At 67.7% G+C, this 13,996-nt stretch carries 13 protein-coding genes; 5 read left to right on the forward strand and 8 right to left on the reverse strand.

What is annotated here, in order from left to right:
- Positions 1-62: 62 nt before the first annotated feature.
- The 8 genes from ccmI to ACODTW_RS06290 all read right to left on the reverse strand — a co-directional run bounded on the left by ccmI (position 63) and on the right by ACODTW_RS06290 (position 9,037).
- A complete protein-coding gene (ccmI, locus tag ACODTW_RS06255; RefSeq protein WP_488945096.1) occupies positions 63-1,484 on the reverse strand; it encodes a c-type cytochrome biogenesis protein CcmI in 1,422 nt (473 codons plus the stop codon).
- Positions 1,481-1,996, reverse strand: a complete 516-nt coding sequence (locus tag ACODTW_RS06260; RefSeq protein WP_488945097.1) for a cytochrome c-type biogenesis protein — start codon at positions 1,994-1,996, stop codon at positions 1,481-1,483. The genes ccmI and ACODTW_RS06260 overlap by 4 nt, the downstream gene beginning before the upstream one ends.
- Complete coding sequence (locus ACODTW_RS06265) at positions 1,993-2,538, reverse strand: DsbE family thiol:disulfide interchange protein (protein ID WP_488945098.1); 546 nt, start codon at positions 2,536-2,538, stop codon at positions 1,993-1,995. The genes ACODTW_RS06260 and ACODTW_RS06265 overlap by 4 nt, the downstream gene beginning before the upstream one ends.
- 6 nt (positions 2,539-2,544) lie before the next feature.
- On the reverse strand, positions 2,545-4,536 hold the full coding sequence (locus ACODTW_RS06270; RefSeq protein WP_488945099.1) for a heme lyase CcmF/NrfE family subunit: 1,992 nt from the start codon (positions 4,534-4,536) through the stop codon (positions 2,545-2,547).
- A 254-nt stretch (positions 4,537-4,790) separates the two neighbouring features.
- Positions 4,791-5,261 carry a cytochrome c maturation protein CcmE gene (gene ccmE / locus ACODTW_RS06275; protein WP_488945239.1) on the reverse strand — a complete coding sequence of 157 codons (471 nt, stop codon included), beginning with the start codon at positions 5,259-5,261 and terminating at the stop codon, positions 4,791-4,793.
- Complete coding sequence (ccmD, locus tag ACODTW_RS06280; RefSeq protein WP_488945100.1) at positions 5,261-5,452, reverse strand: heme exporter protein CcmD; 192 nt, start codon at positions 5,450-5,452, stop codon at positions 5,261-5,263. Before ccmD ends, ccmE begins: the two co-directional genes overlap by 1 nt.
- A 4-nt stretch (positions 5,453-5,456) precedes the next feature.
- Positions 5,457-6,179 carry a heme ABC transporter permease gene (locus tag ACODTW_RS06285; RefSeq protein ID WP_488945101.1) on the reverse strand — a complete coding sequence of 241 codons (723 nt, stop codon included), beginning with the start codon at positions 6,177-6,179 and terminating at the stop codon, positions 5,457-5,459.
- Positions 6,180-6,310: 131 nt separating this feature from the next.
- Positions 6,311-9,037, reverse strand: a complete 2,727-nt coding sequence (locus ACODTW_RS06290; RefSeq protein ID WP_488945102.1) for an EAL domain-containing protein — start codon at positions 9,035-9,037, stop codon at positions 6,311-6,313.
- A gap of 439 nt (positions 9,038-9,476) precedes the next feature.
- On the opposite strand from ACODTW_RS06290, the gene ACODTW_RS06295 reads away from it, so the two are divergent.
- The 5 genes from ACODTW_RS06295 to ACODTW_RS06315 all read left to right on the forward strand — a co-directional run bounded on the left by ACODTW_RS06295 (position 9,477) and on the right by ACODTW_RS06315 (position 13,898).
- Entirely contained in the window at positions 9,477-10,532 is a 1,056-nt protein-coding gene (locus ACODTW_RS06295) for a hypothetical protein (protein WP_488945103.1), read from the forward strand.
- Positions 10,529-11,959: a hypothetical protein gene (locus ACODTW_RS06300; protein ID WP_488945104.1), complete on the forward strand. Its 1,431-nt coding sequence runs from the start codon at positions 10,529-10,531 to the stop codon at positions 11,957-11,959. Before ACODTW_RS06295 ends, ACODTW_RS06300 begins: the two co-directional genes overlap by 4 nt.
- An 8-nt stretch (positions 11,960-11,967) precedes the next feature.
- Complete coding sequence (locus ACODTW_RS06305) at positions 11,968-12,576, forward strand: pyroglutamyl-peptidase I (protein WP_488945105.1); 609 nt, start codon at positions 11,968-11,970, stop codon at positions 12,574-12,576.
- A 190-nt stretch (positions 12,577-12,766) separates the two neighbouring features.
- Entirely contained in the window at positions 12,767-13,705 is a 939-nt protein-coding gene (locus ACODTW_RS06310) for a hypothetical protein (RefSeq protein ID WP_488945106.1), read from the forward strand.
- A 37-nt stretch (positions 13,706-13,742) separates the two neighbouring features.
- Positions 13,743-13,898, forward strand: a complete 156-nt coding sequence (locus tag ACODTW_RS06315) for a hypothetical protein (protein ID WP_488945107.1) — start codon at positions 13,743-13,745, stop codon at positions 13,896-13,898.
- Positions 13,899-13,996 lie beyond the last annotated feature (98 nt).

Raw genomic sequence — 13,996 nt, forward strand, 5'->3', positions numbered from 1 at the left:
GGGACGACAGGATATGGCCGGAAATCCGCGCCGGACAGCGCGGGTTTCCGGCATGGCCGCCCCTACTTCAACGCATCCAGCCGCCGCTGCATCTCCGGCCGCTGCGGCGCGTCGGCGGGAAGCTGCTGCATCAGCCGGCCCCACAGCTCCCGCGCCCGGTCCTTCTTGCCCTCGTTCGCGGCCTGCTGGCCCAGGTAATAAAGCGCCTGCGGATTGTCGGGCGCCAAGTCTAGCACGCGGGCCATGGCGCCGATGAATTCGGCGCTGCCCGTCGTCTGGGCATCATCGGGGGCCGTCAGGCGCGACAGTTCCAGCCAGGCCTGCAGGCGGCTGGGATCGGCGCGGGTGGCGCCGCGCAGGGCCTCGCGCGCGGCATCCGGGTTGCCCTGCACCTCTCGCGCCCGGGCCAGACGCAGCCAGCCATCGGCGTCGCCGGGATTGTCCTTCAACTTGGCTTCCAGCCCGTCGACCATGGTGGCGATGGTGGCCTGCTGCTGTTCCGCACCCATCCCGGCCATTGCCTGCATCTGTTCGGGCGACAGGGCCGGGGCGCCCGCGCCGCCACCACCGCCGGCCGCCATGGGCGGCGCCTTGGGGGTGGGATTGGCCGGAGGCTTGGGTGCCGGCGTCACGGCGGCGGGGTCCAGACCCACGCTCTTGGCCGCATCGGCGATGCTGCTGCGCACGGTGGGCAGCCAGGGCGCGTCGGCCGGGCTGTCGCCGACCAATGCTGCCCAGCGGTCGATGGCACCGCGGATATCGCCGGCCTGCTGACGTGCCACGCCCAGATAATAGCGGGCGCGGGCATCCATCGGGTCGGCGGCCACGGCATCGGTGAACAGGCGCACCGCCTCCTCCCCCACCACACCGTCGGCGGCCATGGTCAGGGCCTCGGCCAAGGCGGCCTTGACGCTGGCATCGTCGGGCGACAGGCGCAGCACCTGCCGCCAGGCCTTGGCCGCATCATCGATGCGACCCATGGCCGAATAGCTTTGCGCCAGCAGGCCCCAGCCGCCCAGATCGTCCGGGTTCTGGGTCAGGGCCTTCTCCAGCTTGGCGACGGCGGCCAGTACTTCAGGCGGTACGCTTTCTTCCGGCTGCCGTTCGGCAAAGGGCTGGGAGCGCAGGGTGGGGTGGCCCAGCGGCAGATAGATGGCCATGGCCGCCAGCGGCAGCAGCAGGGTCACGGCCAGCGCTGTACGCGTCGCAGCCTTGGCCGGGGCCGCGCCGGCGGCCGCCTTCTCTGCCTCCGCCGCGGCATTCAGCAGGCGGCGGCCCACCTCGGCACGGGCGGCGCGGGCCTGATCCCCGGTCAGGATGCCGCGCGCCTTGTCGCGGTCGATTTCGGCCACCTGGGCGGCATAGACGCCGCGGGCGAAGCCGGCCGCCCCTTCCGGCGGCGGGGCCGGGCGCAGCAGCGCGCGCAGCAGCGGCAGGATGGCCAGCGCCGTCAGCAGGGCTGCAACCAGCCAAAACACGATCATCGCCCATCCTCCGGCTTGTCCCCGGCCAACAGGGCCTGCAACTTCGCCTCTTCCGCATCCGACAGGGATGCGGCGGGCAGCGTTTCCACCTCACGCCGGCGCTGGCGCAGATAAAGGGCCGTGCCCACCCCGGCCAGGGCCAGCAGCGCGAATGGTCCGCCCCAGAGCAGGGCTGTGTAACCCGTCACCGGCGGCCGCAGCAGCACGAAATCCCCGTATCGGTCATGGATATAGGCAATGACCTGTTCATTGCTGTCGCCCGCCACCAGCCGTTCGCGCACCAGCACGCGCAGATCGCGGGCCAGATCGGCATTGCTGTCGTCAATGGACTGGTTCTGACAGACCAGACAGCGCAGTTCCTTGGAAATCTCCCGCGCCCGGCCTTCCAGCACGGGGTCCGACAGCTTCTCGTTCGGCAGCACGGCAAAGGCCGGCAGGGACAGGGCGGCGGTCAGGGCCAGGGTGGCGAGGACGCCCGCCCAGCGCCTGAGGGAACGCACAACTTCCCTCATTTCGACAGCTCCCGGATCATCGGCAATATCTTCTCGTCCAGGTCAAACGGCATCAGCGGGCCGACATGGCGGTAGCGGACGCGGCCGGCCTTGTCGATGACATAGGTTTCCGGCACGCCATAGACGCCGAAATCGATGCCCACGCGTCCGTCACGGTCGGACCCGATGGAGGTGAAGGGATTGCCCATCTGGTCCAGGAAGGCCTTCGCCGCCTCGGGCTTGTCCTTGTAATTGATGCCGTGGAGGACGATCCCTTCCTCCTTGGCCAGCCGCATCAGCAGCGGGTGTTCGACGCGGCAGGGCGCGCACCAGCTGGCAAAGACATTGACCAGCCGCACCTTACCGGTCAGTTCCGCGCTGGCCAGGCCCGGATCGCCGTCCGCCAGTCCCGGCAGGCTGAAGGTCGGTACGGGCTTGTCGATCAGCATGGAGGGCAGCTTGGACGGGTCTTTGGTCAGGCCCAGCGCGAAATAGCCGCCCAGGATCAGGAAGACGAGCAGCGGCAGCAGCAGCAACAGGCGGTGACGGGTGGCGGTGCTCATGGACGCTTACTCGGCGGCTTGCAGATTGGGGGGAAGGGATGCGGCCTTGCGGGCGGGCACCCCCACCCGCAACCGGCGGTCGGACAGGCTGAGCAGACCGCCCAGCACCATGGTCAGGGACCCGATCCAGATCCAGGGCACCAGCGGATGGTGATAAAGCCGCACGACCCAGGTCCGGCCGTCAGGATTGGGCTCACCCAGCACGGCGTAGAGATCGGAATAGAAGGTGGTGTGGATGGCGGCTTCCGTCGTCTGCATGCGGGCTACAGGATACCAGCGCCGTTCCGGATGCAGCGTGGCGATCAGGTCGCCCTTGCCGCCGCGTACGGTGAAAGTGCCCATCTCCGTCTCGTAATTCTCGACCCGCAGCTTTTCCACCTTGTCCAGCGTCAGGGTGTAGCCGGCGATGGTGGCCTTGTCGCCCAGGCCCATGACGCGCACATCTTCGGCCAGCCAGAAGCTGGTGCCGACCATGCCGGCGATGGCGATGCCCAGGCCGGCATGGGCCACCGACGTGCCCCAGGCACCCAGCGGCAGGCCCCTGGCGCGTGACAGGCTGTCGGCCAGCGGAATGCGGAACAGCTTCACCCGGTCGGCCACTTCCCACAGGGCGCCGAACCCGGCCCAGGCGGCCATGGCGATGCCGACCAGGGCCATGACGGGCTTCAGCCCCGCCAGCCACAGGGCGACCAGCACGGCCACAGCCGTCAGGATGGCCGCCCCCCACAGCCGGCCCAGGATGCCCGGCAGGTCCGCCCGCTTCCAGGGCAGGAAGGGGCCGACCGCCATGACCAGCACCAGCGGGATGGCCAGGAACGGGGTAATGAAGTTGAAATAGGGGGCGCCGACCGAAATCTTGTGCCCGAACGCGTCCAGCAGCAGCGGCATCAGCGTGCCGATCAGCACGACAGCCGCCGCCACCGACAGCAGCAGGTTGTTCAGGACCAGCGCGCCCTCCCGGCTGACCGGGGCGAACAGGCCGCCCACCTTCAGCACATGCGCCCGCAGCGCGAACAGAAGCAGCGCTCCGCCCGTGGCCAGCCCCAGCAGGGCCAGCACGGCCACGCCGCGCGCCGGATCGACGGCGAAGGCATGGACGGATGTCAGGACGCCCGACCGCACCAGGAAGGTGCCCAGCAGCGACAGGGAGAAGGTGAGCACGGCCAGCAGAATGGTCCAGGTCTTCAGCGCATCGCGCTTTTCCACGACGATGGCCGAATGCAGCAGGGCCGTGCCAGCCAGCCAGGGCATCAGGGAGGCGTTTTCCACGGGGTCCCAGAACCACCAGCCGCCCCAGCCCAGTTCGTAATAGGCCCACCAGGACCCCATGGCGATGCCCAGCGTCAGCGACGACCAGGCCGCCAGGGTCCAGGGCCGCACCCAGCGGCCCCAGGCCGGATCAACCCGTCCTTCGATCAGGGCGGCGACGGCGAAACTGAACGCGACCGAGAAACCGACATAGCCCAGATAGAGGAAGGGCGGATGGAAAGCCAGACCCGGGTCCTGCAACAGCGGGTTCAGATCATTGCCGTCGACCGGCGGCATGGGCACGCGGATGAAGGGATTGCTGGTCAGCAGGATGAACAGCAGGAACCCGACCCCGATCAACCCCTGCACGCCCAGCACTCGGGCCTTCAGCGTGGGCGGGATGTTGCGGCCGAAACCGGCCACGGCGGCACCGAACAGGCCCAGCATGAACACCCACAGCACCATGGACCCTTCATGATTGCCCCAGACGCCCGCCACCTTGTACAGCATGGGCTTCTGGCTGTGGCTGTTGTTCACGACGTTCAGCACCGTGAAGTCGGAGACGACATGGGCATACATCAGGGCGGTGAAGGCGATGGAAATGGCCCCGATCTGGGCAAAGGCCGCCATGCGCCCCGCCTCCATCCAGGCGGCATCGCGCCGCACGGCTCCGGCCAGCGGCAGCACCGATTGCAGCACGGCCAGCAGCAGGGCCAGCACCAGGGCGTAATGTCCGATCTCGGGGATCATGCTCGTCTCACTGTTGGCTCAGTCGTGCGCTGGCCGGACCATACCACATCCATCACTTCCTTATCGTCACCCCGGCGAAAGCCGGGGCCCAGCGCAGAGCGGCGTCGGCCGCGACATGAGTCATCCCGGCGCTAACCGCGCCTCGCACTGGGCCCCGGCTTTCGCCGGGGTGACGGGAGAGAGTGAAGAATCGGAACATCGTCACCGTCCCTGGCACCAAGGAAAAAGTCAGATGTCGGCGACCACCGGCGAGTTCACTTGCCCTCGTTCCCATAAACCGGCTTGCCCGGCAGTTCCGGGCGGAACTGGCCGGATTTCTTCAGGGCGTCGGCCACTTCCTTGGGCATATATTTCTCGTCATGCTTGGCCAGCACCTCGCTGGCCACGAACATGCCGTCGGGGCGCAGGCGGCCTTCCACCAGCACGCCCTGACCTTCACGGAACAGGTCGGGCAGGGCCTTGGCATAGGTGACCTTCACGCTGTGCGCCGTGTCGGTGATGGTGAAATTGGTGGTGGTGCCGTCATCCAGCTTCGTCACGCTGCCGCCTTCCACCAGCCCGCCGACACGCACCAGCCGGTCGCCCGGCGGCTTGGTCGTCAGGTCGGAGGGGGAGAAGAAGAAGGCCACATTCTCGTCAAAGGCGGTCAGCGTCAGGGCCGTGGCTGTGCCCAGCCCGATCAGGCCCAGCAGCAGCATGTAAAGCCGACGCTTCTTGCGCGTCATCATGGCGTATCCTCCCCGGCCGCGCGCCGACGGCGGCGTGGCAGATTTTCCTCCAGCGTCCGCAGCAGGCGTTCCTTGCGGCGCAGGGCCGACAGGCTGGCGATCAGCAGACCCACCAGGATCAGCAGCGCCAGGCCATAGCTGGACCAGACATAGATGGCGTAACCGCCCATCTGGAAAAACCCGGCCATTTGGTCACACCCCGCTTGCCTGGGCCAGACGCAGGGTCTGGATCTTGCGTTCCGCCAGTTCCGCACGGATGCGCAGGATGACGATGGCGATGAAATAGGTCTGGAAGGCGCCGGCCAGCAGCAGCAGCGGCCACAGCATCGTGCCGTCGATGGTGGGCCCGCCCATGCGTATCACGCTGGCCGGCTGGTGCAGCGTGTTCCACCAGTCGACGGAGAATTTGATGATGGGCACATTGACCACACCCACCAGCAGCAGGATGCAGCCGGCGCGGTTGCCGCGCGCCGGATCGTCAAAGGCATCCACCAGGGCCATATAGCCCAGATAGAGGAAGAACAGGATCAGGACCGAGGTCAGGCGTGCGTCCCACACCCACCAGGTGCCCCACATCGGCTGCCCCCACAGGCTGCCCGTGACCAGGCAGAGCAGGGTGAAACCGGCCCCGACGGGCGCGGCGGCGCGGGCATAGACCTCCGCCAGCGGATGGCGCCAGACCAGGGCGCAGGCCGCAGCCACGGCCATGCTGGTATAGGTGAACATGCTCATCCAGGCGGCGGGGACATGCACATACATGATGCGCACGGTATCGCCCTGCTGATAGTCGCCGGGACTGGCGATCAGGGCCAGATACAGGCCGGCGGCGAACAGGATGGCGGACAGGGCCGAAACCCAGGGCAGGACCAGGGCGGCCAGGCGCAGGAAGCGGGCGGGATTGGCGAAACGATGCATAATGGCCCCTATGTAGCACGCGCCATCATGGTTTCACACCGGCCGGCGCACCGCCTGCGCTGATTTGCTCCACGAATTGACGAAGGACAAGTCCGGCGTGAATTTCCGGCATCCGGGGCGGCGGCCGTCCCTCAGCCGTGCCAGTGGCCGGCGCGTAATTGCCGCACTTCGCCATCCAGCCGGTGCGGCAGGGTCAGCGCGTGGCGGACCATGGCCATGGCCGTATCGGCCTCCAGCGGCTTGGCGAACAGATATCCCTGCCCGCGGTCACAGCCCATCTGCCGCAGCAGGGCCGCCTGCTCCTCGGTCTCCACGCCCTCGGCCACGACGCCGAAATCCATGATGCCGGCAATATGCAGAATGGCGCTGACCAGCGCCGCCCCCTTGTCGGATTCGACCATGCCATTGACGAAGCTGCGGTCGATCTTGACCGTGTTGACGGGCAGGTTCTGCAAATAGGCCAGCGAGGAATAGCCCGTGCCGAAATCATCAATGGCCAGCCCGATGCCCAGGTCGCGCAGGCCCGTCAGGATGGCAATCGCAGCGCCCCCCTGGCCGATCAGGCCGCTTTCGGTGATTTCCAGCTGCAGCCATTCCGGCTTGCATTCCGTCATTTCCAGAACACCCGACACCCAGCGCACGATGTCCAGGCGTGACGGGTCCAACTGATAGGGCGACAGGTTGACGGAGATATAGAGCGGATTGTCCTCCCGCCCCCGGTTCCATTTCGCGATCTGCCGACAGGCCTGGACCAGGATATGGTTGCCCAGCGGCACGATCAGGCCAGTTTCCTCCGCCACGCTGACAAAGGTCGATGGCGGGATGGGGCCATGGTCGGGGTCCGTCCAGCGGGCCAGCGCCTCGAACCCGGCCAGCTCGCCATCTTCCAGCCGCAGGATGGGCTGATAGACCGGGCGCACACCATTATTGAAATAGATGGCCTGCCGCAGCCGGTCATAGATGACGTGACGCTCCGTCAGGCGCGCCCGCATCTCCGCATCGAAGACGCGGCGGCCGCCACCGCCGGACGATTCCGCCTCGGCGCTGGCGATTTCCGCGTCGCGCAGCATGGCCGATGCTTCCCTGGCATCATCCGTGCTGGGCACGACGCCAAGGCTGGCCGTCACGAACATCTCCCGCCCCGCCACGGCCAGGGGGGAGCGCAAGGCGTCACGCACGGCATAGGAAAGCTGTTCGGCCCGTTCCGCCCCATCCTCCAGCGACAGCACGGCGAATTCGCCCGTGTCGATGCGGGCCAGCAGGTCGCCTGGCTGCACACAGTCGCGCAGCCGACGGGCCACGGCGGCCAGCAGGGCATCGGCATCCGCTTCGCCCAAGGCGGCCTTCATGGCGCGGAACCGGTCCAGGCCGATGACCGTGACGGCGGCGTCACTGTCCACGCCCAGCGCCTGTTCCAGCGCGCGCAGCAGGTGCGCCCGGTTGGGCAGACCCGTGACCCGGTCGAAATGGGCCATGACGTGCAGCTGCTGTTCCGTCCGCCGGCGATAGATCTCGGCCTGGCGCTCGGCCAGCAGATGGTGCAGCTCCTGCCCCGCCTCCAGCTCGGCCGCGGTCCATTCGCGGTCCTTGTCATTGCGCAGCAGGATGACATGGCCATCGGGCACGGACACGCCCAGCAGGCCGGGACCCCAGGCAATCCCTTCCCGCCGCAGGACCTGGTCGCTTTCCAGCAGCCCCAGCCAGTGCGACAGCGGCCGGCCCGTGCCCTGGTGCCAGTCGGTGCCGTCGATGGCCACGACTAGGCCGTCATGCGGCACAATCTCCGCCAGATCGGTGCGCGCGGCCTGCAGGCCGTCCCCCAGATCCGTCACCTCCCGCAGATGCCGACCCAGACGGGCCAGGGCACGGGCGGCCCGGGTGCGGGCGGCGGTGACCTCCCGCTCCTCGAACACGGCGATCTGTGCGGCGACGATTTCCCCCAGCCCTTCGCACAAGGCTCTCACAGGGGGCGTGATGGAGCGGGGGCGCGCACTTTCGCACCAAAGATAGCCCCACAGCCGGCCGGCCACCTGCAGGCTCAGTACCATGACCCCGCGGACGCCGCGCGCATCGGCGCGTTCGATGAAGCCGCGGGTGGGATGGCGCAGGATCGCCTGGTTCAACATGACCGGTCCCGCCGTCAGCGGATTGACCTCCGGCAGCACAGGAACCGGCGGGGCCCCCATGTCCAGTGCCACGCGCGCCCGGTTCAGCGACAGCAGCATGCGTTCGGCCGAGCGGGGAAGGGCGAACCCGGCTTCCAGGCCTTCCGGGATGCCTGGCGCCGTATCCAGCGCCAGGATCACCGGCTCCGGGCGTTCGGCGGCGCGCAGCATCACCACGCGTTCATAACCGGTCAGTCGCCGCAGATCATGCGTGACGGCCCTGGCCAGCCCGTGCAGGTCGCTGACATGCCGATAACGCCGGATGGCGGTCCCGAAGCCGGCCGTGGTCAGGCCGGCATCGCCCGCCTGCGGTGCATTCTCAATTTCCAGGATCAGGCCCGCCGGATCACGGTGCCCGTGGGCGATCAGGCGGCGGCGGGTACCGTCCCGCCCCATCCGCAGGGGCATTGGCCCGAAGGCATCCGACCCTGCCTGGCTCAAGGCCCGATCAAGGGCGCGAGCGGCCACCGGCCCCAACAGTTCCGCCAGCGGTCGGCCAAGGGCATCTTGCAACGGCATGTCCAGCAGGCCCGGCAGGTTTGCCCCCGCCTGCAACAGAACCCGGCTGCGCGGGTCCAGCACCATCAGCCAGCCATGGGGCTGGATATGATCCATGCGCTCCGCCACGCCGCCAACGGCGGTCCGATCAATCGGTGGATGGTCGAACCATCCAGGGACGGGGGGCATGAGCATCAGGACGAAACACCAGAAGCTGGGATCAGCGACGACGGACTTTCCAAAAGTGGATGCCGGAACCGACTTGGACGGCGCAACACTAGTCCGCATTACGTTAATATTGCGTTGCGGTGCGAACCCAATTGCGCTGGATCAATCTACACGCAGAATACCAGCATGCACCGCCCGTCTCCGAATTGGCAACATTTCACGCTTGGCATCGGTAAGATGGGAGGAAATTGTGGTGCCAAGGGGATATTAAGGTCGGGCCCGGTGCGAAATTGCATCGGCGATGCCGAACGTGCTAACGATAATGGCAAAAGATTGTTCTGGCCGGAGTAAACCCGGAACATGTGGATCGATTGCGTAGTGGCGTCGGAATGTCGGGGCGCAGCCACCACCATGGGCAGCGCCGGCAATATGGTCCCATCCTCGACCGGGGATGGCGGAGATTGAGATGCTTGGCTCCCTTCTGCGCCGTCTGACCGGCATCATTCCTGACCCGGCACGGCCCGCGGCCCCCGCATCCCCACCGCCACCACCGGCGGAGGAGGTGCGGATCGACGTCGCTCCCGAACCCGTCCAGCCCCTGCCGGAACCGGAACTGCCGCTATCCAGCCTGGAAGCCCTGCCGGGACCGGCCGTGAACGGCCCTGTCTTTTCCTCCCGCGCCGTGCGCGACGCCACCGTGGTCACCGCGACGATTGAGGCGCTGGGCAAGTTCGTCGGCGGCCAGGACATGATCGATGATCTGACCTGGCGGCTGGAAAGCCTGACGATCGATCAGGTGAATTTCCTGCAATTGTCGGCGGAACCGGGCCTGATTCAGCGGGCCCAGGCGCGCACCGAAACCATGAAGGGCGCCAAGGTGGCTGCCCTGCGCAAGCTGCTGACCGATCTGGCCGGTGGTGCCATTCCGGAACCGGTCAACCGGGCCAATCCGCTGGTCGTGCCCAAGGGACCGATCCTGCCGCCGCTGACCTCTCTGCAGCCCCGGCCAGGTCCGGGTGTCCCGCCGGTGGCGATGCCCCCCCCGGCCGCGATGGCACCTGCCGTCAGCGCCCCCGTCGCTTCGTCCAGCAGCCCGGCCATCCCGGTTGCGCCGACCGCGACGGCGCCGGTGGCGGCCGCGTCAACCGGTCCCGGCTTCACGGCACCGGCGACCCCGGCCCCTGCCGCGCCGCCGACCACCGGCGCGGTTGCCAGCCTGGCCACCGGTGGTACGCCGATCCAGCCGCCGCGCGCCACCGAACAGCCGCCGGCGATCGAACCGATCAGCGTGCCTCTGCCGCCCCTGTCCGCTGACAGCGTGGCATCCAATCCGCAGGTGCCGGCACCGGATGCCGACGATGAGACGGCCCCCGTGCCGCCGCCGCCGGCCCATCGCCCGCCCGCACCTGCGGCTGGCGCCACCGCCGTTCCCCGCTTGGGCCGTCAGGATGCAGAGGCGCGCCGCGCCCGCCTGCTGGCCTCCCTGAACGACACTCTCTCCTCCAGCGAGGCCGCCCCATGAGCATGCCGTCCACCGACACCACCGACGAGCGTCTGCCGGTGGAGCCCACGGACAGGGGGGCGCCCCTGGTCGGCCAGGTCCAGGAATCGGTCGATCCCTTCGACTATGCCGAAACCATCGTCCGTGATCTGGCGCTGCATGTCGGGTCGCGGCTGCGTGACTTCCGCTCCGATCTGGCGGCCATGCATTCGGCGGTCGTGCAGTTGCCGGAGACGATGAAGATCAACGCGCTGGGCGGCAGCATCCAGGAACTGCGCGAGCGGCTGGCCCATCTGACCGGTGTCGTCAGCCAGCAGGTCACCCGCTATCCGGAGGAACTGGATCGCGTCGCCAAGACGGCGGCGGACCTGCTGAACCGTGTGGCCGGTCTGGAAAGCTGGATCGCCGCAGCGCGCCAGTCCATGGCCCAGGGCGATACGCCCAATCTGCCCATGCCCACGGGTGGCTTTGTCGGCCAGGACCAGATGAACATCATCATCGGGCAGGTGCATGAAAGCCTGATGCGCGTCGTTGGCGCCGTTCGCGATCTGCAACTGGATGTGCGGGACATCCGCACCGACCTGCGGGCCCTGTCCGGCACCCCGACGGCCGCTCCGGTCCCGGTGGCGGTACCGACACAGACAGAGGCGGTGGTGCCGACTGCCGAACCGCCGGCTGATCTGGGTCCGCTTGTGGCAGCCCTGGACCGCCGTCTGGCTGCGCTGGAAGGCGCGCCGGCCCCGGCACCGGCCGCACCCGCCATTGCCGATCCGGCGCCGGCCCTGGCCGATCTGTCGCGCCGTCTGGCCGCGCTGGAAAGCCGCCCGGCAGTGATGCCCGGCGTGCCGGCCGCGACGGCCGCCCCGGCCGATGCGCTGGATGATGTTGCCGCCCTGGTGTTCGGCGCCTGGTCGCGTCTGGCCCAGCCGTCCGGTGATGCGGCGCTGGCCCAGACGGTGGAGGCGGTGCTTTCCACCCTGTCGCGGCGTTTTGACCAGACCGTACGGACGCCCGTTATGGCCAAGGGCTCGGGTATCGTCGCTGTTGCCACCCATGCCAAGGGGGCCACGCCCATCGTCGCCCTGCTGGCGACGGAGGATCTGTGCGGCCGCACCTGGACCTTGGGCGCCGGCGGGGCGGAAATGCGCGCCGCTGCCGACGGTGACAAGCCGGCTGCCGTGCGCACACCCTGCTGGCGTGCGCTGCTGGCCGCGGCCGCCCTGGTCGAACAGCAGCAGGCCGGGACCCGCGTCCTGCCCGTGCTGGTCTATGGCCATGGCAGCATCGATGCCCTGCCGTCGCGCGATGACATGGCCGCCTATGGCCAGCGTCTGGGCGTGTCGGCGACGGCCGACCGGTTGCTGGTGATCGGGGCCGCCGACCAGTCGCATGCCGGGCTGGCGCAGCCGCGCGACCTTATGGCTTCCCTGTCGGACCTGGGCGTCTGAGCCGTCCCATGGCCCGCATCCTGGTCACGGGCTTCGCGCCCTTTCTGGACCACGCCATCAACCCGACGGCGTGGCTGGCGGGGCAGGTGAACGGCGCCCTGGTCGGCGAGGCATCCATTGTCGGGGTGCAACTACCCGTCACCTTCACCGGGGCCGTGCCGGCATTGCTGGCGGCCGTAGACGACCTCCGGCCGGATGCCGTGGTCATGTTCGGTCTGGCCTATGATACGGATGTCATCCGGCCCGAACGGCTGGCGCTCAATCTGGACGACGCCACCGCCCCCGATAATGATGGTACGGTCCGGCGCAACCAGCCGATCGATCCCGCCGGCCCCATGGGCTACTGGTCGTCGCTGCCGCTGGATGCCATCATTGATGATCTGGAAGCCGGCGGCTTCGCCACCAAGACCAGCCGTGATGCCGGCGGCTATATCTGCAACCATCTGTTCTTCGGGATGCGCCATGCCCGGCCGACGCTGCCGGCGGGCTTCATCCATGTGCCGCCCTTTCCCGAACAGTTGAAACCCGACCATCACGGGTACCGGACCGGGATGCCGGCAGACCGGCTGGAAACAGCGGCACGGATCATCCTGCACCGGATCGCGGCTGCGATCTGACGCTTTCGGGCTGCCGGGACATCGGCGCCGACGGGCATGATGCTGTCCGGTTCAGCAACCATATGGATATTTCAGATATATTCAATATAGTGATAGCTACCGATGCCAATCGACGGTCGAACCCGTCGGGAGCATGAAGATGGGGGCGTGGCCAGAACCCGACGCCGTCCGGACAATGGGGGTGCCACGCATGCGGTTCACGCTGAAACTGGCTGTTTTTGCCCTTTTCCCGCTGTTGTTGGCCGGATGTGGTTCCTTGGCGACGGGCTTCCCGGCGCAGGTAGAAAGCCCGGTCATATTGGCGACCGTGCTGGACAAGCCGAATATTGAAAAGTTGCAGAAGGCCTATAACGCCCCGACCGATGCCGCCAGCCGCAAGGCGGCGCGCAATGAACTGGTCTATGCCTATCTTGCCCAGGTCGATGCCAATTACGGTGGCTTCATCCGCACCTTGAATCAGGGCAAGGTCGATTCCAGCCTGGCTTTCGGCCTGGGCGCGCTGGGCCTGTCGACAGGGGCGGTGATCGCAGACGGCAAGCGCACCAAGGACGTGCTGACGGCCCTGTCCGCAGGTGTGGTCAGTGCCGGCACCCTGGTCGACAAGGAACTGTTCTATGAGCGCACCGTATCGACCCTGGTCGCGCAGATGGAGTCGGACCGGGCTACCATCCGGACACAGATCGTTTCCGCCCTGACCACCCTGTCCGCCGATGAATATCCGCTGATGCAGGCGTCGGGCGACGTGGATCGCTATATCTTCGCCGGCTCCATCCCTGGCGCCTTGACCAACATCCAGAAGAATGCCGGCGTCGCTGCGGAAAAGGCCAACCAGTCGATCGACCTGATCCTGAAGCGTGAGGATGTGACCCTGCAGGCCAGCCAGCGGGTCAAGGACCTGGTCACACAGATCCGCGCCCTGTCGACCGACGATGCCAAGGCGATCCTGGCAACGCTGGCGCAAAGCGGGACACTGGACGCGGAATTGCAGCGCGTGAAGACCAATGTCGGCCCCGCCTTCGACAGCAACCCCCAGCAGGCGCTGCGCATGCTGTCGACTGAGATCGGCCCCAGCAGCACGCAGTTCGGCGTTCTGCAATCCCTGGTCGCCGCCAAGGCCAAGACGCCCTAGGCCACGTCCGACCTATCCAGCAGAGGAGCCCCCGCCTGTGAGCACCCCCACCCATAATGAAACCCTGCCGCCCGGCACGACGCAGGAGGAGGCTGAAGCCCGCAAGGAGGCGCTGGAATCCGCCGGCTGGCAGAATTGCCAGTTGACCCAGGAAGGTGGCCAGTACCGCATCCGCTGCACCGGATTTGAATAAGGTTGCTCTCCGGCCGATTGAACACCCGGAAGTGCGGTCGGTGGTGATTGGCACTTGGGTTTGAACCGGGACCGGCGGTAGAGTTGCGGTGGAGCCCC

The sequence above is a fragment of the Niveispirillum sp. FG148 genome, from assembly GCF_057809655.1.

Coding starts and splice junctions, on each gene's coding strand:
- ccmI (WP_488945096.1), bottom strand. CDS start 1,484: ATGATCGTGTTTTGGCTGGTTGCAGCCCTGCTGACGGCGCTGGCCATC.
- ACODTW_RS06260 (WP_488945097.1), bottom strand. CDS start 1,996: ATGAGGGAAGTTGTGCGTTCCCTCAGGCGCTGGGCGGGCGTCCTCGCC.
- ACODTW_RS06265 (WP_488945098.1), bottom strand. CDS start 2,538: ATGAGCACCGCCACCCGTCACCGCCTGTTGCTGCTGCTGCCGCTGCTC.
- ACODTW_RS06270 (WP_488945099.1), bottom strand. CDS start 4,536: ATGATCCCCGAGATCGGACATTACGCCCTGGTGCTGGCCCTGCTGCTG.
- ccmE (WP_488945239.1), bottom strand. CDS start 5,261: ATGACGCGCAAGAAGCGTCGGCTTTACATGCTGCTGCTGGGCCTGATC.
- ccmD (WP_488945100.1), bottom strand. CDS start 5,452: ATGGCCGGGTTTTTCCAGATGGGCGGTTACGCCATCTATGTCTGGTCC.
- ACODTW_RS06285 (WP_488945101.1), bottom strand. CDS start 6,179: ATGCATCGTTTCGCCAATCCCGCCCGCTTCCTGCGCCTGGCCGCCCTG.
- ACODTW_RS06290 (WP_488945102.1), bottom strand. CDS start 9,037: ATGCTCATGCCCCCCGTCCCTGGATGGTTCGACCATCCACCGATTGAT.
- ACODTW_RS06295 (WP_488945103.1), top strand. CDS start 9,477: ATGCTTGGCTCCCTTCTGCGCCGTCTGACCGGCATCATTCCTGACCCG.
- ACODTW_RS06300 (WP_488945104.1), top strand. CDS start 10,529: ATGAGCATGCCGTCCACCGACACCACCGACGAGCGTCTGCCGGTGGAG.
- ACODTW_RS06305 (WP_488945105.1), top strand. CDS start 11,968: ATGGCCCGCATCCTGGTCACGGGCTTCGCGCCCTTTCTGGACCACGCC.
- ACODTW_RS06310 (WP_488945106.1), top strand. CDS start 12,767: ATGCGGTTCACGCTGAAACTGGCTGTTTTTGCCCTTTTCCCGCTGTTG.